This is a genomic window from Bacillus sp. 123MFChir2 (assembly GCF_000383235.1).
Lineage (GTDB): Bacteria > Bacillota > Bacilli > Bacillales > Bacillaceae_G > Bacillus_A.
In genome coordinates, this window is the sequence record NZ_KB910959.1 from 1 (window position 1) to 21450 (window position 21450).

Genomic DNA, 21450 nt, shown 5'->3' on the forward strand with positions numbered 1-21450 from the left:
TGGAGCTGGATTAAATCCAATATGAAGCAAATGTTATCTAGTTTTGAAGGAATATATTTTTCAAAATTCCTTTTGACATTCTGAAAAGAATGTGTATAATAATAAAAGTCTGGTAATGATGGCAGAGAGGTCACACCCGTTCCCATACCGAACACGGAAGTTAAGCTCTCTAGCGCCGATGGTAGTTGGGACTTTGTCCCTGTGAGAGTAGGACGTTGCCAGGCAAACGAAAGACGAGTCAGTAGACTCGTCTTTTTTGTGTTTTACCCTGTAAAAAATGAATTGAAAATCTTCACTGGTGGAAGTTTCGTTTTATAATTAGGAAACTTTATATTCCTTATTCATAAAATAAAGAACAGCTGATTAAACGTGAGAAAATATGGATAGGATAGAGAAAGAAGCAAAAGAGTTGCAAAATTTTTTAATACGTATATAATTAAAGTCAAAGATAGTCAAAGTCAATAAAGGTGGAGGATAAATGAGAAATATATCTGATATTATTGAACAATATCTAAAGCAAGTTATTGACTTAAGTAATAATAGTGCAATTGAAATTAAAAGAAGCGAAATTGCTGATAAATTTGATTGCGTTCCGTCTCAGATTAACTACGTTATTAATACTCGTTTTACGCTAGAAAGAGGATTTGTAGTGGAAAGCAAACGAGGTGGCGGGGGTTACATTCGCATTATAAAAGTCAAATTGCATGATGATATAGACATTATCGATCAAATGTTACAAATGATTCAGTATAGTATCGCTCAGTCAAGCGCCGAGAATATAATAAGGCGTTTAGCTGAAGAAGGCATTGTTACAACTAGGGAAGCGAAGCTCATGTTTAGTGTGTTAGATCGATCTGTATTACTAACAGACTTACCACTTCGAGATGAATTGCGAGCACGTATGCTTCGAGCGATGCTTAGAACACTGAAATATAAGTAAAACTTCTTTTAGGAATGATCTATCTTCTAAAGGTTAGTTGAACGAATAAAGTTATAAATTTATAATTCGTTCCTATTGTAAAGGTGGGGAAATACGTTGATTTGTCAAAACTGTAATTCACGATCAGCAACGCTACATTTTACAAAAGTAATGAATGGAGAAAAGACGGAGATTCATCTTTGTGAGCGGTGTGCACAAGAAAATGGATATACGTCTTTCTTTCAATCAAACAAATCTAGTTTTTCATTTCATAATTTATTAGCAGGTTTACTACATGTTGAACAACCTACCCTTGAGAAAGAAGCGAATGGCCTTTCAAATACAGATCCGTTGCAATGTTCGAAATGTAATATGACGTATTCACAATTTGCAAAGATCGGTAGATTTGGTTGCTCTTCTTGTTATGAAACATTTAAAGAACAATTACAGCCGATGCTAAAGCGGCTTCATGGTGGGCATACGAGCCACAATGGGAAATTTCCTAACCGTATAGGAGGAAATATTCATCTGAAAAAAGAATTAGATGAGTTAAAACTAAAATTGCAGGAATGTATACAACAAGAAGAGTTTGAACAGGCTGCGGAATTACGTGATAAAATTCGTAGCTTAGAAAATCGGCTTCGTGAGCATAGAGAGGGGGAATAGTTCTATGTCACTCGATCGTATTATGAACGAAGCAATTAGCCCGTGGATGAGAGAAGATGGTCCTGATTCTGATATTGTTTTAAGCAGTCGCGTTCGATTGGCTCGGAATTTACGAGATTACAAGTTCCCGACTATGTTGACAAATGAAGAAGCGGAGCAAATGATTAAGGTATTTCAAGAAAAGTTTGCTAATCAAACGGTTGAACCTTTTGGAAGATTTGAACTTTTACAAATGAATAGCATTCAGCCGTTGCAGCGAAGAGTATTAGTAGAAAAGCACCTTGTAAGTCCGGATTTAGTGGGAACAGAATATGGTGCTTGTTTATTATCTGAGAATGAACAAGTAAGCGTTATGCTTAATGAAGAAGATCATATTCGAATTCAATGTTTATTTCCGGGATTACAGTTATTAGAAGCGCTGCACAGTGCAAATCGAATTGATGATTGGATAGAGAGTCAGGTTGGATACGCATTTGATGAACAAGTTGGTTATTTAACGAGTTGCCCTACAAATATAGGAACGGGTTTACGAGCTTCAGTGATGATACATTTGCCTGCTCTCGTTTTAACAGGACAAATGAATCGTATAGTTCAAGCAATTAATCAACTTGGTTTAGTGGTAAGAGGGATATATGGTGAAGGTAGTGAAGCACTAGGAAATATATTTCAACTTTCGAATCAAATGACATTAGGAAAATCTGAAGAAGATATTGTAGAAGATTTAAAAAGTGTTGTTCAGCAACTTATTCAGCAAGAGCGAACAGCGAGGAAATCTGTCATGAAAAATTCAGGTGTAGAGCTTGAAGATAAGGTATATCGTTCTTATGGTGTATTGGCAAATAGTCGTTTAATTGAATCTGCTGAGGCTGCAACATGTTTATCGGATGTGCGACTTGGCATTGATCTTGGATATATCGAAAGTATATCCAGGAATATTTTAACAGAATTAATGGTACTTACACAGCCGGGAATTTTACAGCAATATGCTGGTGGTCCACTGCAGCCTGACGAAAGAGATTACCGCAGAGCAGCACTTATTCGTGAAAGATTACAAATTGAACAAAATCGAGCGAAGTAGGAGTGTGATTTATATGATGTTTGGAAGATTTACAGAGCGAGCACAAAAAGTATTAGCATTATCCCAAGAAGAAGCGATACGCATTGGGCATAATAATATTGGTACAGAGCATATTTTACTCGGTCTTGTACGAGAAGGAGAAGGAATTGCTGCGAAAGCATTGGTCGCACTTGGATTAAGCCCGGAGAAAGTTCAAAAGGAAGTAGAGGCGCTAATTGGACGTGGTACGGAGATGTCTCAAACAGTTCACTATACGCCACGTGCAAAAAAAGTGATTGAGTTGTCCATGGATGAAGCTCGTAAACTAGGTCATTCTTACGTGGGAACAGAGCATATTTTACTTGGTCTTATTCGTGAAGGCGAAGGGGTGGCAGCCCGTGTTTTAAACAATTTAGGTGTAAGTTTAAATAAAGCACGTCAACAAGTACTGCAACTTCTTGGTAGTAATGAGACAGCGTCCGGTCATCAAGGTGGTGGTTCTGCTAATGCAAGTACACCGACACTTGATAGTTTAGCTCGCGATTTAACAGTTGTGGCTCGCGAAGGGCGTTTAGATCCTGTGATTGGCCGCAGCAAAGAGATTCAACGTGTAATTGAAGTGTTAAGTAGAAGAACAAAAAATAATCCTGTATTAATCGGAGAACCTGGTGTTGGTAAAACTGCGATTGCTGAAGGATTAGCACAACAAATTGTAAATAATGAAGTTCCAGAAACTTTACGTGATAAGCGTGTTATGACATTAGATATGGGGACTGTAGTTGCCGGTACGAAATATCGCGGTGAGTTTGAAGACCGCTTAAAGAAAGTCATGGATGAAATTCGTCAAGCAGGTAATATTATTTTATTCATAGATGAGCTTCATACATTAATAGGGGCGGGTGGTGCAGAAGGAGCAATTGATGCATCCAATATTTTGAAACCATCATTAGCACGCGGGGAACTGCAATGTATTGGAGCAACAACGCTAGATGAGTATCGTAAATATATTGAAAAAGATGCGGCATTAGAGCGACGTTTCCAACCAATCCAGGTGGATGAACCAAGTCTTGAAGAATCAATCCAAATTTTAAAAGGATTACGTGACCGTTATGAAGCGCATCATCGCGTTTCTATCTCAGATGATGCGATTAATGCCGCTGTAAAATTATCTGATCGATACATTACAGATCGTTTCCTACCTGATAAAGCAATTGATCTAATTGATGAGGCAGCTTCAAAGGTTCGTTTACGTTCTTATACAACACCACCAAACTTAAAAGAGCTTGAAATGAAACTAGAAGAGGTAAGAAAAGAAAAAGATGCAGCAGTGCAAAGTCAGGAATTTGAAAAAGCAGCTTCTTTACGTGATATGGAACAACGTCTACGTGAGAAATTAGAGGATACGAAGCGTCAATGGAAAGAGCAGCAAGGTAAAGAGAACTCAGAGGTAACGGTAGAAGATATTGCAAATGTTGTTTCAACGTGGACGCGAATTCCAGTTTCAAAGCTAGCTCAAACAGAAACAGACAAATTATTGAACCTAGAAAGTATTTTACATGATCGTTTAATTGGACAGGATGAGGCTGTAGTTGCAGTTGCAAAAGCAGTACGCCGTGCAAGAGCAGGTTTAAAAGATCCAAAACGTCCAATTGGTTCTTTTATTTTCTTAGGACCAACTGGTGTTGGTAAAACAGAACTTGCACGTGCATTAGCGGAATCTATGTTTGGTGATGAGGATGCAATGATTCGTATTGACATGTCGGAGTACATGGAGAAACACTCTACTTCTCGTTTAGTGGGTTCTCCTCCAGGATATGTTGGATATGAAGAAGGTGGCCAGCTAACAGAAAAGGTTCGTAGAAAACCATACTCTGTTGTTTTACTTGACGAGGTAGAAAAAGCGCATCCAGATGTATTCAATATTTTACTGCAAGTACTAGAAGATGGTCGTTTAACTGATTCGAAAGGCCGTACAGTCGATTTCCGTAATACAATTGTGATTATGACCTCCAACGTCGGTGCAGATGCATTAAAACGAAATAAACATCTTGGATTTAATGTACAAGATGAAAGTCGTGATTATGCAGATATGAAGGGTAAAGTAATGGATGAGTTGAAAAAAGCATTCCGCCCTGAGTTCTTAAACCGTATTGATGAAATTATTGTGTTCCATACATTAGAGAAGAAACATATTAAAGAAATTGTTACTCTTATGGTAGAACAGTTAGTTAAACGTTTAAAAGAACAGGAAATTGATTTAGAGCTAACAGATGCTGCAATTGAAGCGATTGCTGATAAAGGATTTGATCCAGAGTATGGTGCACGTCCACTACGTCGTGCAATTCAAAAACATGTTGAAGATCGATTATCAGAAGAACTTCTTAAAGGAGTTGTTGAGAAAGGTCAAAAAGTTGTTTTTGATACAGAAGGGGAAACATTTGTCATTCGCAGTGCAGAAAAGGTAAAATAAGCATAGACAAACAAAAGGGGGCTAAACAATAGCCCTCTTTCTTGTACAAGAAAGAAATACTTTTGTTACACATGAAAGTGAAGTGTGAAAAACGATGGCTAAAAAGAAAACAAAATTTATATGTCAAGAATGTGGTTATCACTCGCCGAAGTACATGGGAAGGTGTCCAGGGTGTGGACAGTGGAATACTCTAGTCGAGGAGATGGAACCAGTTGTATCATCACGTCGACTTAATTATGCAAATGCAATTCAAACTGAAGTAACGAAGCCTCGTCGTTTGAAAGAAGTGGAAACGAAAACAGAAGCGCGTATTGAAACGAAATTCCAAGAATTTAACCGGGTTCTTGGAGGAGGAATTGTAGATGGTTCTCTCGTACTTATAGGGGGGGATCCTGGTATTGGGAAATCTACATTGCTGTTGCAAATATCATCCCAACTAGCAGACCTTGCCTATGATGTCTTATATATATCGGGTGAAGAATCTGCAAAACAAATTAAACTTCGGGCAGATCGCCTTCATGTAAATGGAGATAATTTATTTGTTGTGTCAGAAACAGATTTACAACGAATTGCAGTATATATAGATGAAATGAATCCGTCATTTGTTGTAATTGATTCTATTCAAACGATTCATTTACCGGAAGTAACTTCAGCACCGGGAAGTGTCTCACAAGTACGTGAATGTACAGCGGAATTGATGAAGCTTGCGAAAACAAAAGGAATTCCTATTTTTATTGTAGGGCATGTAACGAAAGAAGGAGCTATTGCCGGTCCTCGTATGTTAGAACATATGGTGGATGCTGTTCTTTATTTTGAAGGGGATCGTCATCATACATATCGAATTTTACGAGCAGTAAAAAATCGTTTCGGTTCAACCAATGAGATGGGAATTTTTGAAATGAAGGAACTTGGTCTTTCGGAAGTGTTAAACCCTTCTGAAATCTTCCTAGAAGAAAGACCTGTTGGTGTTGCGGGTTCAACGGTTGTTGCCTCTATGGAAGGGACAAGACCTGTTTTAGTAGAAATACAAGCATTAATTTCTCCTACAAGTTTTGGGAATCCAAGAAGAATGGCAACGGGAATTGATCATAATCGTGTCTCTCTTATTATGGCAGTGCTAGAAAAAAGAGCAGGGTTATTGCTCCAAAATCAAGATGCTTATTTAAAAGTTGCTGGAGGAATCAAGTTAGATGAACCAGCAGTGGATTTGGCAGTTGCGATAAGCATTGCATCAAGTTTTCGTGATAAAACGACTTCCCCAGGCGATGCCGTTATTGGTGAAGTTGGCTTAACTGGAGAAGTGCGCCGTGTCTCTCGTATTGAACAGCGTGTACAAGAAGCGGCAAAATTAGGGTTTCAACGTGTAATTATCCCAAGGAAAAATTTAGGTGGATGGACGATTCCAGAAGGCATTGAAGTAGTTGGTGTATCAAATATAGGAGAGGCTCTTCGATTTGCACTAGGAGGATAAGATTATGGAAGAACATAAGCAACGTTCTAAAAGTATTATTAATATTTTGCAGCTTGTTGCACCGGGGACACCGCTAAGAGAAGGAATTGATAATGTGCTTCGCGCACAAACGGGTGGGCTTATTGTACTCGGATACAACGAACAGATTAAAAGTATTGTTGATGGAGGATTTCATATTAATTGTGCCTTTTCTCCTGCTAGTCTATACGAACTAGCGAAAATGGATGGAGCTCTGATTTTAAATGAAACGGGGAGTAAAATCTTAATTGCGAATGGACAGTTAGTTCCGGATCCAACTATTGAATCTATTGAAACAGGTATGCGCCACCGAACGGCGGAGCGAGTGGCGAAGCAAACAAATAGTCTTGTTGTTGCTATTTCACAAAGACGAAACGTAATTACTTTATACCAAGGGAATTTACGTTACACATTAAAAGATATCGGGGTTATCTTAACAAAAGCAAATCAAGCAATTCAAACATTAGAAAAGTATAAGGCTGTATGGAATGAAGGGATAACAAACCTTGGTATTTTGGAATTTGAAGAAGTCGTTACGATGTCTGAAGTTGTACATGTATTGCATAGCGTTGAAATGATGCTGCGTATTAAAAATGAAATCTTTAGTTACATTCATGAGTTAGGAACAGAAGGAAGACTTATTCGTTTGCAGTTAACAGAATTGCTTGCTGATGTAGAAGCAGAAGCTGCACTATTAATTAAAGACTATTATCATGAAAAAACACAGGATCATTATCAAGTTTTAAAAAAATTACAAGAGCTTGCAAATGCCCAACTTCTAGAAGACAGCGATTTAGTAAAACTACTTGGATATTCTGGACAAACGAAACTAGAAGAAAGTATTACACCGCGAGGGTATCGAATTGCAAGTAAAATTTCTAGAGTTCCACCTCTTATTATCGAAAACCTAATTAATCGTTTTAAGAATTTACAAGGAATTTGCCGTGCAACAATTGCAGATTTGGATGATGTGGAAGGAATTGGAGAAGTACGGGCGAAAAAGATACGAGAGGGTTTAAAACGAATTCAAGAACACTTGTATATGAGCAGACACAATTAAGAATATTACATTGATTTCATAATATAACGACACTCAAAGATTTTTTATATATGATATGATATATTGGTAAATAAAACAAATCATGAAAAAACACGTCCACTTTTGCACTCGACGTTTTGAGTGGCGAAGTAATGGTTAATAATGAGTAGGAGGTGGTTGAATGTTAAAACGAATCGTACAGCTTTTCTTTTTAGTTATTGGAGGAGCGTTAGGGATTTTTCTTATTCCAAAAGTGATTGATATGTTGGGTGTAGGTGCAGTACCTTGGCTTGAAGGTTCTTATATTCGTGCAATTATTGGTGCAATCATTTTATTTTTAACAACATTTTGGCTTGTAGATTATATTGTTCAGCTTATTAAACATATTGAGGAAGCGCTTGTAAAAGCACCTGTTACAGATGTTTTATTTGGAACATTAGGATTAATTTCAGGGCTAATTGTTGCGTATTTGATCTTGATTCCGATTCGCGAAATTACCATTCAAGTCATTAGTACAGTATTGCAAATCTTTTTCACAATATTACTTGGTTATTTAGGATTCCAGGTAGGGTTTAAAAAGAGAAATGAATTGTTGGGATTATTTACATTATCGCAACGCGGAGGAAAGAAGAAAAATACGAGCAATGAAAATGAGGAAGTAGAAACGTCAACTTCCGATTGGAAAATACTAGATACAAGTGTTATTATTGATGGTCGTATTGCGGACATTTGCCAAACGAAATTTTTGGAAGGAACAATTGTCATTCCTCAATTTGTGTTAGAAGAATTACAACATATCGCTGATTCTTCGGATGCATTAAAGCGTAATCGCGGACGAAGAGGTTTGGATATTCTAAATCGTATTCAAAAAGAGTTACCTATTCCAGTAGAAATTTATGAAGGTGATTTCGAAGACATTCAGGAAGTCGATAGTAAGCTTGTGAAACTAGCAAAATTAACTGGCGGAACTGTTGTTACAAATGATTTTAACTTAAATAAAGTTTCTGAATTGCAAGGTGTGACGGTTTTAAACATTAATGATTTAGCGAATGCCATTAAGCCAGTTGTACTTCCAGGTGAAGAGTTAAGGGTATATGTCGTGAAAGATGGGAAAGAGCAAAATCAAGGTGTTGCTTATTTAGATGATGGTACAATGATCGTTGTCGAAGATGGCAGAGAGCATGTTGGTTCTCAACTTGATGTACTTGTTACAAGTGTATTGCAAACATCTGCAGGCCGTATGATTTTTGCAAAGCGTAAATTGTTAGAGAAGGCGTTATAAGTAGAGGGCTAAGACGATGTATACATTAATTATTCCAGCAGCAGGACAAGGTAAGCGTATGGGCGCGGGGAAAAATAAGTTGTTTTTGCAACTTGATGATGCTCCTATTATTATTCATACATTACGGGCTTTTGAAAAAGATGAACAATGTAGACTGATTATTTTAGCGATTAATGAGAGAGAGCGTTCTTATTTCGAAGAACTTTTTCAAACTTATCATATTCAAAAAGATATCCAATTTGTTCAAGGTGGGAATGAGCGCCAGGATAGCGTATATAATGCTCTTATGTATGTAAGAGAAGGAGAGTATGTACTTGTCCATGACGGAGCGCGTCCGTTTGTAACGAAAAAGATGATTGAAGATGTATTGCAAATGGCGAAAGAAAAAGGTGCTTCTATTTGTGCCGTACCTGTGAAAGATACAATTAAAAAAGTGATTCATGATAATGTTGTTGAAACAGTAGAACGTTCTGAGTTGCGAGCAGTTCAAACACCGCAAGGGTTTCATGTTCCTATTTTGTTAGAGGCGCATAAGAGTGCAAAACAGGCGGGTTTTCTTGGGACTGACGATGCCAGCTTGGTAGAGCGTCTTTCTAAAGGGGTAGGAGTTGTAAAAGGCAGTTATTACAATATTAAGGTGACAACACCTGAAGATTTAGTGATTGCCGAAAGCTTCTTGCGAGTTTTGCAAATACAGTAGCAATGTTATAATGGAAAAGCTCGGTAGCTACCGAGCTTTTCTGTGTATAGAGTGGAAAAACTGGCGCGCGGACTTTTATATGTCCATGCGAGTAATATAATGTGAAGCTGTTCATAAATAGCGGGATAAAATTTATTAGTATAGTTTGAGGAGGAATTGGAAATGTTTCGAATTGGACAAGGTTTTGATGTGCATGCATTTGCAGAAGGAAGACCATTAATTATTGGTGGGATTACAATTCCGTATGAGAAAGGGTTACTTGGACACTCTGATGCTGATGTTCTTTTACATACAATTGCAGATGCTTGTTTAGGAGCAATTGCTGCGGGAGATATCGGTAAGCACTTTCCAGATACAGATCCTGCATTTAAGGATGCGGATTCTGCTGTGCTTTTGCAAAAGGTATGGGAGTTTGTTGCAGAGCAAGGGTATGTACTTGGAAATCTAGATTGTACAATTATTGCTCAAAAGCCAAAAATGGCACCACACATTGAAAGTATGCGTATGAGAATTAGTGAGCTGCTGCAAACAGACATCAAGAATGTGAATGTAAAAGCGACGACGACAGAAAAATTAGGTTTTACAGGGCGAGAAGAAGGAATAGCTTCACAAGCTATTGTATTATTACAGAAAAAATAGTTGTTTTTAATTCGTAAGATGGATAATCATAATTTTTTGGTGTACAATTAAGGAATCTGTTGACATTAAGAATGGAAGGTGTACCAATTATGGAAAAGCAAGTGAGAGTGCGCTATGCGCCAAGTCCAACAGGACACTTACATATCGGAAATGCACGTACGGCATTATTTAACTATTTATTCGCTCGTAGTCAAAACGGAAAATTTATTATCCGTATTGAAGATACAGACGTAAAGCGTAATATTGCTGGCGGCGAAGAAAGCCAATTAACGTACTTAAAATGGCTTGGTATGGACTGGGATGAAAGCGTCGATGTTGGTGGTGAATACGGCCCATACCGTCAAATGGAGCGTTTAGATATTTATAAAAATTTATATGAAGATTTACTTGAGCGTGGTTTAGCTTATAAATGCTATATGACAGAAGAAGAATTAGAAGCAGAACGTGAAGGGCAAATTGCTCGTGGTGAAACACCTCGTTATGCAGGTAACCACCGTGAACTAACAGAAGAACAAGTAAATCAATTCGAGGAAGAAGGACGCATTCCGAGCATTCGTTTCCGTGTACCTGAAAACCGTGAATATATTTTTAATGATATTGTAAAAGGGGAAGTATCCTTTAACTCAAATGACTTCGGTGACTTTGTTATCGTGAAGAAAGATGGCATTCCAACTTATAACTTTGCGGTAGCGGCAGATGATCATTTTATGGAAATCTCGCACGTTCTTCGTGGTGATGACCATATTTCGAATACGCCAAAACAAATGATGATTTATGAAGCATTTGGTTGGGATGTACCGCAATTTGGTCATATGACGTTAATCGTAAATGAAAGCCGTAAAAAATTAAGTAAACGCGACGAATCAATTATTCAATTTATTGAACAATATGAAGCGCTAGGATATCTTCCAGAAGCAATTTTTAACTTTATCGCATTATTAGGTTGGTCACCAGTAGGGGAAGAGGAAGTCTTCTCTAAAGATGAGTTTATTGAAATGTTCGATGCAGCTCGTTTATCGAAATCACCAGCGGTATTCGATTCGCAAAAATTAAAATGGATGAACAACCAATATATGAAAAAACAAGACTTAGATCGCGTTGTCGAATTAAGCTTGCCGCATTTAGTGAAAGCTAGCCGTATAAATGAAAATCCAACTGAACAAGAATTAGCTTGGATTCGTGATGTGATTGCTCTATATCATGATCAAATGAGTTTCGGTGCTGAGATTGTTGAGCTATCCGACATGTTCTTTAAAGATCATGTAGATTACGAAGAAGAAGGACAAGAGGTATTGAAAGGTGAACAAGTACCAGAAGTTCTTCGCGTGTTCGCAGCAGAATTAGAAGCATTAGAAGAAGTAGAACCCGCAGCAGTTAAAGCAGCAATTAAAGCTGTTCAAAAGCAAACTGGTCAAAAAGGAAAAGGCTTGTTCATGCCAATTCGTGTTGCAACGACTGGTCAAACACATGGCCCAGAGCTTCCGAATGCAATTGCACTTCTTGGAAAAGAAAAAGTTTTAAATCGTGTTCGTAAAGTAATTGGTTAACATTTTACGGATTTAGAAATATAATGAAAATACTCCAAAATGAAATAAACAAAAGCGACGAGAAGGAGAAGTAGAAAATCATGCTTTTTACAGAGAAAACCACCATTTGGCTGGAAGTGGTTTAAAAGTGGATTTTTGAAGTGCCCCTTTGAGTCTTCTGCTGAACAGCGAATGTACTTCGAGATAAAGTAAGCAGAAGCGGTATAAACCGTTATCATGTTTGAGTTTGAGGTCTTTTTTTGGCCTAAACAGAGTGGAACCGCGCTAGTAAGGCGTCTCTGTCTATAGACAGAGACGCCTTTTTCTATACATTAAAGGTATAGGGGGAGTTTCACTTTAAACAAAAAGGGGGAACAACGATGTTTAAGAGGCTTCGGGAGGATATTGAAGTCGTCTTTGAACAGGATCCAGCAGCGAGAAGTTATATCGAAGTGATTTTAACTTACTCTGGTTTGCACGCAATTTGGGCACATCGTATTGCGCACGCCTTTTATAAACGGAAATTTTTCTTTTTTGCACGTGCTATCTCGCAAATGAGTCGTTTTTTTACAGGTATTGAAATTCACCCAGGAGCAACGATCGGTCGTAAATTTTTTATCGATCATGGTATGGGGGTTGTAATTGGAGAAACGTGTGAAATTGGAGATAATGTGACAATTTATCAAGGCGTTACGTTAGGTGGAACAGGAAAAGAAAAAGGAAAACGTCATCCAACCATTAAAGATAACGTGTTAATTGCAACAGGTGCAAAAGTACTTGGATCGATTACAGTTGGAGAAAATTCTAAAGTTGGTGCTGGTTCAGTTGTGCTGAAAGAAGTGCCTGCACATTCTACAGTTGTAGGCATTCCTGGTCGTGTCGTGATTCAAAATGGCGTAAAAGTAGGGCAAGAATTAAATCATTGTGATCTTCCAGATCCGATTTTTGATAAGTTGAAAGCGATGGAAGAAGAGCTTGAACAATTGAAAAAACAACTAGTATTGAAAACAGAAAGGACGGATAAAAATGACTATTCACATTTATAATACGTTAACGCGTCAGAAAGAAGCGTTTATTCCTTTAGAAGAAAATAAAGTGAAAATGTATGTATGCGGACCAACTGTATACAATTACATTCATATTGGGAATGCAAGACCGCCTATGGTATTCGACACAGTACGTCGTTATTTAGAACATAAAGGGTACGATGTACAATATGTTTCTAACTTTACTGATGTAGATGATAAATTAATTAAAGCGGCGAATGAGCTAGGAGAAGATGTTCCGACAATTGCAGACCGTTTTGTTGAAGCATACTTTGAAGATGTAACGGCATTAGGTTGCAAACATGCGACGGTTCATCCTCGTGTAACAGAAAATATGGATATCATTATTGAGTTTATTCAGGAACTTGTGAATAAAGGATATGCATATGAATCTGAAGGTGATGTGTACTACAGAACGAAAGAATTTGAAGGATACGGTAAATTATCACATCAACCAATTGCAGACCTGCGTCATGGTGCGCGCATTGAAGTTGGAGAAAAGAAACAAGATCCACTTGACTTTGCATTATGGAAAACAGCGAAAGAAGGAGAAATCTTCTGGGATAGTCCTTGGGGGAAAGGTCGTCCAGGTTGGCATATTGAATGCTCGGCAATGGCACGTAAGTATTTAGGTGATACAATCGATATTCATGCTGGCGGGCAAGATTTAACATTCCCGCATCATGAAAATGAAATTGCTCAATCAGAAGCATTGACGGGGAAAACATTTGCACGTTACTGGATGCATAACGGATATATTAATATTGATAATGAAAAGATGTCTAAATCGTTAGGTAATTTTGTTCTTGTTCACGACATTATTAAGCAATACGATCCACAATTAATTCGTTTCTTTATGTTATCTGTGCATTATCGTCATCCAATTAATTTTAGTGAGGAATTATTGCGGCATACAAGTAACGGATTGGATCGTATTAAAACGGCTTACGGTAACTTAAAGCATCGCATGGAGAGTAGTACAGATTTAACGGATCACAATGAGAAGTGGTTAGCTGAGATGGGGAAATTCCAAGTTGCATTTGAAGAGTCAATGGATGATGACTTTAATACAGCAAACGCCGTAACAGAGTTATACAACTTAGCGAATCATGCAAATCAATATTTATTAGAACAACATACATCAAAAGTGGTAATTGAAGCGTATGTGAAACAATTTGAAACGCTATTTGGAATTTTAGGATTAGAATTAACGAAAGAAGAATTGCTTGACGAGGAAATTGAAGCATTAATTCAAAAACGTATTGAGGCTCGTAAAAATCGTGATTTTGCACTATCCGATCAAATTCGCGATGAGTTAAAAGAGCGTAACATTATTTTGGAAGACACGCCACAAGGTACGAGATGGAAAAGAGGCTAAACATGATTGATGCAAAACAATTAAATAGCTTAGCGTTAGCGTATATGGGTGATGCGGTATATGAACAATATATCCGCTATCACTTACTTCAGAAAGGGACAGTTCGTCCAAATCAATTACATCGTTTGGGGACAAGCTTTGTTTCTGCAAAAGCGCAAGCAAAAGTGGTTTATCATCTATTAGAGACATCCTTTCTTAATGAAGAAGAGGAAGCTGTATTAAGAAGAGGGCGTAATGCAAAATCAGGTTCTGTTCCGAAAAATACAGATGTACAAACGTATCGACATAGTACTGCTTTTGAGGCTTTGATTGGATATCATTATTTATTAAATCATCAAACGCGAATCGAAGAGATTGTATTTGAGGCGATTCATGTATTAGAGAATCAGGAAGGAGGCGCGTAAGCGTGAATAGTGAATATATTATTGGTCGTAACCCTGTAATTGAAGCGCTGAGATCAGGTCGTGATATTAATAAAATTTGGATTGCAGAAGGTGCTACGAAAGGACAAGTCCAAATTGTACTTGCATTAGCGAAAGAAAACAAAATTTTAGTACAGAATTCACCGAAGAAAAAATTAGATCAACTTGTAGAGGGGAATCATCAAGGTGTAATTGCACAAGTGGCAGCATATGAATATGCGGACTTAGAGGATTTATTTGCGTTAGCAGCTAAGCGGAATGAAGATCCTTTCTTTTTAATTCTTGATGAGATTGAAGATCCGCACAACTTAGGTTCTATTATGCGTACAGCAGACGCGGTAGGCGCTCACGGTATTATTATTCCAAAGCGCAGAGCGGTTGGTTTAACAGCTGCAGTTGCAAAAGCTTCAACGGGAGCGATTGAGTATGTTCCGGTAACTCGTGTGACAAATTTATCGAGAACGATTGATGAATTAAAAGAGCGCGGCCTTTGGATTGCAGGTACAGATGCAAAAGGAAAAGATGATTATCGTAATTTAGATGGAAAGATGCCAATTGGCTTAGTTATTGGTAGTGAAGGGAAAGGTATGAGTCGCCTTATTGGCGAGAAATGCGACTTCCTCATCCATTTGCCGATGGCTGGTAAAGTTACATCCTTAAATGCTTCAGTTGCTGCTAGTTTGTTAATGTATGAAGTGTATCGGAAACGTCATCCAGTCGGTAAGTAAGAATGAACGATCTTTTAATCGTTGATGGCTATAACGTTATTGGGGCTTGGGCAAATTTGAGAAAGCTAAGGGATGTAGACCTGCAGGCTTCACGCGACTTACTTATTGATAAAATGGCAGATTATCAAGGGTATACAGGCACAAAAGTTATGATTGTGTTTGATGCATATTCTGTTTATGGAATCGAAAAGAAGATGAAACAAGCGCGTGTTGATGTGATTTTTACAAGAAAGAACCAAACAGCCGATGAGAAAATTGAGCAGCTCGCAATAGAGCTACGTAATATCAATACACGTATTTATGTTGCGACGTCTGATTACACAGAGCAGTGGGCTATTTTTGGGCAAGGTGCCCTTCGTAAATCAGCGCGTGAGTTAGAGATAGAAGTTCTGGCGATGGAACGAACCGTACGTCATGAAACGAAGAAGACAAAAGAAACACAACCGGCTATGCGAACGATATTTAGTGAAGAAGTTACAGAAAAATTAGAAAAATTAAGACGAGGAGGGCGTTGAGACATTGACGCTCTCCTTGTGCTTACTGTATAATATTGCTAAATAAATAGCGGTCGGAGGGATCAGATTGGAAGTAGACTTCGTAAGCGACAACAATGTTACCTTTAGTGATTTAGAGGATGAAGAGATAGTTGAATTAGTAAGGAAAGGTAGCGTGGATGCGCTAGAGTATTTGATTCATAAGTACAAAAACTTTGTTCGTGCAAAATCAAGATCTTATTTTTTAGTTGGTGCAGATCGTGAAGATATTATTCAAGAAGGTATGATTGGATTATTTAAGGCGATTCGTGATTATAAAGAGGACAAGCTATCTTCCTTTAAAGCTTTTGCGGAATTATGTATTACACGCCAAATTATTACCGCTATTAAAACTGCGACAAGACAGAAACATATTCCTTTAAATTCGTATGTATCCTTAGACAAACCAATCTATGATGAAGAATCTGATCGAACTCTGTTAGATGTTATATCTGAGGCGAAGATGACGGATCCTGAAGAGATGATTATTAGCCAAGAAGAGTATGTTGATATAGAGTTAAAAATATCTGAATTATTAAGCGATTTAGAAAGAAAAGTACTGTCTTTGTACTTAGATGGAAGGTCGTATCAGGAAATTTCAGAGCAACTGAATCGTCACGTGAAATCCATTGATAATGCTCTGCAACGAGTAAAAAGAAAACTAGAACGTTATATGGAAATGAGAGAAACGGCAACTGTGAATGCATCCTCTATTAAGCGAAAGATATAAATACCAATTGAAAACCATATATAGAAGTGGTCAAATCTTTTTGCTGTACATGCACGGATTAAAATAAAGGGCGAGAGCGCGTCATTTTTATTTTATAAAGTAGTGGCTTATATGTTGGGAAATAAAAAGTGGGTTTATATAGACACTTCTTAAAGGTATATTAAAATAATTGATTAATATATAAAGGAGAGGTTTTTTCTCTTCTTTTCTTTTTAGAGTAGGTGGGAAGTGTCATTGACATTGTCTTTTATTGTATGATACATTTTTAAGGAAATAATGTTACAAGGCTGGTGTAACGGGTGAGAAAAAAAGTTGTACTCGCATGTGAAAAGTGTAATAACCGAAACTATTCCACAATGAAAGATACAAGCTCAGTGGAGCGTCTTGAAATAAAGAAATTTTGTAAAACATGCAATGCGCATATGATTCATAAAGAAACAAAATAAATAATTGTAAGTATGCACTGGAGGTCCCGGAAATGCGTTTGACGAACTTTTTTGGCGATGTAAGCCGTGAAATGAAAAAAGTAAGTTGGCCGAAAAAAGATGAATTATTCCGTTCGACACTTACTGTAATTGCAACCGTTGTGTTCTGTGCAGTTTTCTTTGCAGTGGTGGATATGGGGATTTCTTCTTTAATTCGTTTAATTCTTGAATAAGAAGCACTTATACATGATATAATGTTAATGTTATTTATACGAACTGTGTAAAAGCCCGGTGAACGGGTTTTTTCATTTGCGCGAAAAAATGTACGTCAGGGAGGGAAGGACGGTCGTCCTAAATTAATGGAAAAACGTTGGTATGTTGTCCATACTTATTCTGGATATGAAAATAAAGTAAAAACAAACCTAGAGAAGCGTGTAGAATCAATGGGTATGCAAGATAAGATTTTCCGTGTTATTGTTCCAGAGGAAACAGAAGTAGAAATGAAAAACGGAAAAGAGAAAGTAACTAAGAGGAAAGTATTTCCTGGCTACGTATTAGTAGAAATTATCATGACGGATGATTCTTGGTATGTTGTTCGTAATACACCGGGGGTAACGGGATTTGTTGGTTCTTCTGGATCGGGTTCAAAACCATCACCGCTGTTAGAAGAAGAAGTTGTTGTGATCTTAAAACACATGGGAATGGAAAATGAAGTGGTTGACTTTGATTTTGAACTTCATGAGACAGTACGTGTGAATGAAGGTCCGTTTGCGAACTATACAGGTGCTATTAGTGAAATTGACCTAGAAAAACAAAGGGTTACAGTACTTGTTGATATGTTTGGTCGCGAAACTTCAGTTGAGTTAGACTTCCACCAAATTGAAAAATTATAAAATCAAACTTGAAATGAATTGTAAAAAGTGATAATATCTTTAAGGTCAATACGTCTTCGGTAACGGAGACGTTTTTTGAAAAATTTTATCGTTAAAGATAAAATATGAAGTGGGAGGGCAAAAAATAATTGCCCATTGACCACATCACGGACTTAAGGAGGTGTGTCTCGTGGCTAAAAAGGTAATTAAAATGGTAAAACTTCAAATTCCTGCAGGTAAAGCTAACCCAGCTCCACCAGTTGGTCCAGCATTAGGACAAGCAGGTGTTAACATCATGGGCTTCTGTAAAGAGTTCAACGCTCGTACAGCAGATCAAGCTGGTCTAATCATTCCTGTTGAAATTACAGTATTTGAAGACCGTTCATTCACTTTCATTACTAAAACTCCTCCTGCTGCTGTTCTTCTTAAGAAAGTAGCTGGTATCGAGTCTGGTTCTGGTGAACCAAATCGTAATAAAGTGGCAACTGTTAAGCGTGATAAAGTTCGCGAAATCGCTGAAACTAAAATGCCTGACCTAAACGCTGCTAGCGTAGAAGCTGCAATGCGTATGGTTGAAGGTACTGCACGCAGTATGGGCATTGTTATCGAAGACTAATTCGATTTGTTTTTTTGTAAAAGAGGTTGCGGGTCTGGTGTTCCAATTCGCAACCTTTATTATCGTAAATGAATGTCGTTTTTTAAATAAAAGGATGGGCGCACATCCTCGATTGTATCGAAAAGAAGGCGTAAACGTGGGAGGTTATTCCGCTAAAACCACATTGAGGAGGAAATAAAAATGGCTAAAAGAGGTAAAAAGTACGTAGAAGCTGCAAAGCTTGTTGATCGTGCGACTGCTTACTCTGCAACAGAGGCAGTAGAATTAGTAAAGAAAACAAACACAGCTAAATTTGATGCAAGTGTAGAAGCTGCATTCCGTTTAGGCGTTGATCCTAAGAAAGCTGACCAACAAATTCGTGGTGCAGTTGTTCTTCCGCACGGTACTGGTAAAGTACAACGTGTATTAGTATTCGCTAAAGGCGAAAAACTAAAAGAAGCTGAAGCTGCTGGAGCTGACTTCGTAGGTGATGCAGACTACATCAACAAAATCCAACAAGGTTGGTTTGACTTTGACGTAGTAGTAGCAACTCCTGATATGATGGGTGAAGTTGGTAAACTTGGTCGTGTATTAGGACCTAAAGGTTTAATGCCAAACCCTAAAACTGGAACAGTTACTTTCGACGTAACAAAAGCAGTTAACGAAATCAAAGCTGGTAAAGTAGAATACCGCGTTGATAAAGCTGGTAACATCCATGTACCAATCGGTAAAGTATCTTTCGAAGATGCAAAATTAGTTGAAAACTTAGAAACAATTGCTGATGCGCTTCTAAAAGCTAAACCAGCTGCTGCAAAAGGCACTTACATGAAGAACGTAACAGTTGCTTCTACAATGGGACCTGGCGTACGCGTTGACGTTTCTACTATCGCGTAAAAATTGGAAGTTGACTTCGTAATGAAGTTCTAATATAATCATCTATGTTGTGAATTTTAATAGTGTACCGTAGACAGTAGGTGCCAATTTGGCTTAATATCCTGCCGAGGTGTAAATATACGGAACGGAAATTTTCTGTGACTATATGCCTCCATGTCTATAACTGGGCACGGAGGCTTTTTAGTGCACTTTCGGTACATCTTCTATATTAATCTACAGGAGGTGTAATAACATGACTAAAGCAATCGAAGCAAAACAACATGTTGTAACTGAAATCGCTGGTAAACTTAGCGAGAGTAAATCAACAATCGTTGTTGACTACCGTGGTTTAACGGTATCTGAAGTAACAGAATTACGTAAAGCATTACGTGAAGCTGGCGTTGAGTTCAAAGTTTACAAAAACTCTTTAACTCGTCGTGCTGCAGAAACTGCTGAACTAACTGAGTTAAACGAATACCTAACAGGACCAAACGCTATCGCGTTCAGTAATGAAGATGTAGTTGCTCCTGCGAAAGTATTAAACGACTTCGCGAAAAAACACGAAGCTTTAGAAATTAAAGCTGGTGTAATCGAAGGTAAACTTGTAACTGTTGATGAGGTTAAAGCTATCGCTACTCTTCCATCACGTGAAGGATTACTTTCTATGCTTCTTAGCGTTCTTCAAGCTCCAATTCGTAATCTTGCACTTGCTACAAAAGCTGTTGCAGATCAAAAAGAAGAGCAAGGCGCTTAATTTTTTAAAAGATAATTACGTGTTATCGATCAAACAATATGAACTTATTTAATTAAGGAGGATATTTACAATGACTAAAGAACAAATCATTGAAGCAGTTAAAAATATGACTGTATTAGAACTTAACGACTTAGTAAAAGCTATCGAGGAAGAATTCGGCGTAACTGCTGCTGCTCCTGTAGCTGTAATGGGTGGCGCTGCTGGTGAAGCTGCTGCTGAAAAAACTGAATTTGATGTAGTACTTGCTGATGCAGGCGCTCAAAAAATCAAAGTTATCAAAGTTGTTCGCGAAATCACTGGTCTTGGATTAAAAGAAGCTAAAGAATTAGCTGACAACACTCCAAAAGCAGTTAAAGAAGGCGTTTCTAAAGAAGAAGCTGAAGAAATCAAAGCTAAACTTGAAGAAGTTGGCGCTGCTGTAGAAGTTAAGTAATTAACTTTTGAGGCTTTAAAAAAAAGCTCGCTCTTATGCGAGCTTTTTTTTTAACTGTAAAGAAAAGAGGTGGCCATATGGCAGACCATTATTTTTCTAATGATCCTTCTAGTAAAAGTGATCGTAAACGTTGGGAATATACGCTCAGAGGATCTCGATTTGTTTTCTTATCTGACCATGGAGTATTTTCAAAAAATGAAGTGGATTTTGGTTCACGTCTTTTAATTGAAGCCTTTCAAATGCCGGATGCCCGAGGTGATGTATTAGATGTTGGGTGTGGATATGGTCCGATAGGTTTATCTTTAGCAAAAGAGTTTCAAGAGTGCGCGGTTCATATGGTGGATGTGAATGAGAGGGCGCTCGGGCTTGCGAAAGAAAACGCTGCTAATAACCGGATTGAAAATGTCCGAATTTATCAAAGTAGTGTATATGAAAATGTGAGTGGGGAATACGCTGCTATTTTATCTAATCCACCAATCCGAGCTGGGAAGCGCGTGGTGCATGAGATTCTAGAAAAAGCGGTGGATCATCTTGTGCCGGGCGGAGAGCTTTGGGTTGTAATCCAGAAAAAACAAGGTGCGCCATCTGCGGTGAAAAAATTAGAAGAAGTGTTTGATGTTGTGGAAGTCGTAGAAAAGAGAAAAGGCTATTATATCATAAAATCAAAAAAACGTTGACTGTTATTTTTGGTTGTGTTAACATTATAAAATGCCAATATATGATTTTCTGCGTTGAGAACAATGTATATTTTTGCTTCTCTTGGAAAAGATAGTAAAATCAGCAGATTATGAAACAGAATGATGGTTTTCTTATAGAAGCCATTTTTCTTTTTTGAGCAGTTAGAAACACTCAACGTATCTATCTTTTTAGAGAA

General features: G+C 37.7%; 24 protein-coding genes, 1 rRNA gene and 2 other annotated features. All 25 genes read left to right on the forward strand.

All coding sequences use genetic code 11. From position 1 onward, the window contains the following. Positions 1 to 108 precede the first annotated feature (108 nt). The 25 genes from rrf to H280_RS0116705 all read left to right on the forward strand — a co-directional run bounded on the left by rrf (position 109) and on the right by H280_RS0116705 (position 21253). Positions 109 to 224 (forward strand): 5S ribosomal RNA (gene rrf, locus H280_RS0116590). Positions 225 to 478: 254 nt separating this feature from the next. Next, a complete protein-coding gene (locus tag H280_RS0116595) occupies positions 479 to 940 on the forward strand; it encodes a CtsR family transcriptional regulator (protein ID WP_020062263.1) in 462 nt (153 codons plus the stop codon). A gap of 96 nt (positions 941 to 1036) precedes the next feature. Then, positions 1037 to 1585, forward strand: a complete 549-nt coding sequence (locus H280_RS0116600) for a UvrB/UvrC motif-containing protein (protein ID WP_020062264.1) — start codon at positions 1037 to 1039, stop codon at positions 1583 to 1585. Positions 1586 to 1589: 4 nt separating this feature from the next. Then, on the forward strand, positions 1590 to 2663 hold the full coding sequence (locus tag H280_RS0116605; RefSeq protein WP_020062265.1) for a protein arginine kinase: 1074 nt from the start codon (positions 1590 to 1592) through the stop codon (positions 2661 to 2663). 13 nt (positions 2664 to 2676) lie between these two features. Further along, positions 2677 to 5112 carry an ATP-dependent protease ATP-binding subunit ClpC gene (gene clpC / locus H280_RS0116610; protein ID WP_020062266.1) on the forward strand — a complete coding sequence of 812 codons (2436 nt, stop codon included), beginning with the start codon at positions 2677 to 2679 and terminating at the stop codon, positions 5110 to 5112. A gap of 94 nt (positions 5113 to 5206) precedes the next feature. Beyond that, a complete protein-coding gene (gene radA, locus H280_RS0116615; RefSeq protein WP_028411276.1) occupies positions 5207 to 6583 on the forward strand; it encodes a DNA repair protein RadA in 1377 nt (458 codons plus the stop codon). A 4-nt stretch (positions 6584 to 6587) separates the two neighbouring features. Continuing rightward, positions 6588 to 7661 carry a DNA integrity scanning diadenylate cyclase DisA gene (gene disA / locus H280_RS0116620; RefSeq protein WP_020062269.1) on the forward strand — a complete coding sequence of 358 codons (1074 nt, stop codon included), beginning with the start codon at positions 6588 to 6590 and terminating at the stop codon, positions 7659 to 7661. A gap of 160 nt (positions 7662 to 7821) precedes the next feature. Beyond that, complete coding sequence (locus H280_RS0116625; protein WP_020062270.1) at positions 7822 to 8922, forward strand: PIN/TRAM domain-containing protein; 1101 nt, start codon at positions 7822 to 7824, stop codon at positions 8920 to 8922. 16 nt (positions 8923 to 8938) lie between these two features. Further along, on the forward strand, positions 8939 to 9622 hold the full coding sequence (gene ispD, locus H280_RS0116630; protein ID WP_020062271.1) for a 2-C-methyl-D-erythritol 4-phosphate cytidylyltransferase: 684 nt from the start codon (positions 8939 to 8941) through the stop codon (positions 9620 to 9622). A 162-nt stretch (positions 9623 to 9784) separates the two neighbouring features. After that, entirely contained in the window at positions 9785 to 10261 is a 477-nt protein-coding gene (ispF, locus tag H280_RS0116635; RefSeq protein ID WP_020062272.1) for a 2-C-methyl-D-erythritol 2,4-cyclodiphosphate synthase, read from the forward strand. A gap of 89 nt (positions 10262 to 10350) precedes the next feature. Next, positions 10351 to 11808, forward strand: a complete 1458-nt coding sequence (gene gltX / locus H280_RS0116640; protein WP_020062273.1) for a glutamate--tRNA ligase — start codon at positions 10351 to 10353, stop codon at positions 11806 to 11808. A 48-nt stretch (positions 11809 to 11856) separates the two neighbouring features. After that, positions 11857 to 12091: a binding site (T-box leader), on the forward strand. A 76-nt stretch (positions 12092 to 12167) separates the two neighbouring features. Then, entirely contained in the window at positions 12168 to 12833 is a 666-nt protein-coding gene (gene cysE / locus H280_RS0116645; protein ID WP_020062274.1) for a serine O-acetyltransferase, read from the forward strand. Continuing rightward, on the forward strand, positions 12814 to 14211 hold the full coding sequence (cysS, locus tag H280_RS0116650; protein WP_020062275.1) for a cysteine--tRNA ligase: 1398 nt from the start codon (positions 12814 to 12816) through the stop codon (positions 14209 to 14211). The genes cysE and cysS overlap by 20 nt, the downstream gene beginning before the upstream one ends. A gap of 2 nt (positions 14212 to 14213) precedes the next feature. After that, on the forward strand, positions 14214 to 14615 hold the full coding sequence (locus tag H280_RS0116655) for a Mini-ribonuclease 3 (protein WP_020062276.1): 402 nt from the start codon (positions 14214 to 14216) through the stop codon (positions 14613 to 14615). Positions 14616 to 14617: 2 nt separating this feature from the next. Beyond that, entirely contained in the window at positions 14618 to 15361 is a 744-nt protein-coding gene (rlmB, locus tag H280_RS0116660; protein WP_020062277.1) for a 23S rRNA (guanosine(2251)-2'-O)-methyltransferase RlmB, read from the forward strand. Positions 15362 to 15363: 2 nt separating this feature from the next. Next, the gene (locus H280_RS0116665) at positions 15364 to 15876 is read left to right on the forward strand and encodes an NYN domain-containing protein (RefSeq protein ID WP_020062278.1); all 513 of its coding nucleotides are present in this window, start codon (positions 15364 to 15366) and stop codon (positions 15874 to 15876) included. 67 nt (positions 15877 to 15943) lie between these two features. Continuing rightward, entirely contained in the window at positions 15944 to 16624 is a 681-nt protein-coding gene (locus H280_RS0116670; RefSeq protein WP_020062279.1) for an RNA polymerase sporulation sigma factor SigH, read from the forward strand. Between the two features lie 299 nt (positions 16625 to 16923). Next, complete coding sequence (gene rpmG, locus H280_RS25255; RefSeq protein WP_081625682.1) at positions 16924 to 17070, forward strand: 50S ribosomal protein L33; 147 nt, start codon at positions 16924 to 16926, stop codon at positions 17068 to 17070. Positions 17071 to 17102: 32 nt separating this feature from the next. Then, the gene (secE, locus tag H280_RS0116675) at positions 17103 to 17282 is read left to right on the forward strand and encodes a preprotein translocase subunit SecE (protein ID WP_020062280.1); all 180 of its coding nucleotides are present in this window, start codon (positions 17103 to 17105) and stop codon (positions 17280 to 17282) included. A gap of 126 nt (positions 17283 to 17408) precedes the next feature. After that, on the forward strand, positions 17409 to 17942 hold the full coding sequence (nusG, locus tag H280_RS0116680; RefSeq protein ID WP_020062281.1) for a transcription termination/antitermination protein NusG: 534 nt from the start codon (positions 17409 to 17411) through the stop codon (positions 17940 to 17942). Between the two features lie 169 nt (positions 17943 to 18111). Then, on the forward strand, positions 18112 to 18537 hold the full coding sequence (gene rplK / locus H280_RS0116685; protein ID WP_001085872.1) for a 50S ribosomal protein L11: 426 nt from the start codon (positions 18112 to 18114) through the stop codon (positions 18535 to 18537). Between the two features lie 180 nt (positions 18538 to 18717). Continuing rightward, a complete protein-coding gene (gene rplA / locus H280_RS0116690; RefSeq protein ID WP_020062282.1) occupies positions 18718 to 19410 on the forward strand; it encodes a 50S ribosomal protein L1 in 693 nt (230 codons plus the stop codon). A gap of 49 nt (positions 19411 to 19459) precedes the next feature. After that, positions 19460 to 19601: a sequence feature (ribosomal protein L10 leader region), on the forward strand. Between the two features lie 41 nt (positions 19602 to 19642). Continuing rightward, positions 19643 to 20143, forward strand: coding sequence for a 50S ribosomal protein L10 (gene rplJ / locus H280_RS0116695; protein WP_020062283.1), 501 nt, complete (start codon positions 19643 to 19645; stop codon positions 20141 to 20143). Between the two features lie 70 nt (positions 20144 to 20213). Beyond that, positions 20214 to 20576, forward strand: coding sequence for a 50S ribosomal protein L7/L12 (gene rplL / locus H280_RS0116700; RefSeq protein WP_020062284.1), 363 nt, complete (start codon positions 20214 to 20216; stop codon positions 20574 to 20576). 77 nt (positions 20577 to 20653) lie between these two features. Further along, positions 20654 to 21253 carry a class I SAM-dependent methyltransferase gene (locus tag H280_RS0116705; RefSeq protein ID WP_020062285.1) on the forward strand — a complete coding sequence of 200 codons (600 nt, stop codon included), beginning with the start codon at positions 20654 to 20656 and terminating at the stop codon, positions 21251 to 21253. Positions 21254 to 21450: the final 197 nt, after the last annotated feature.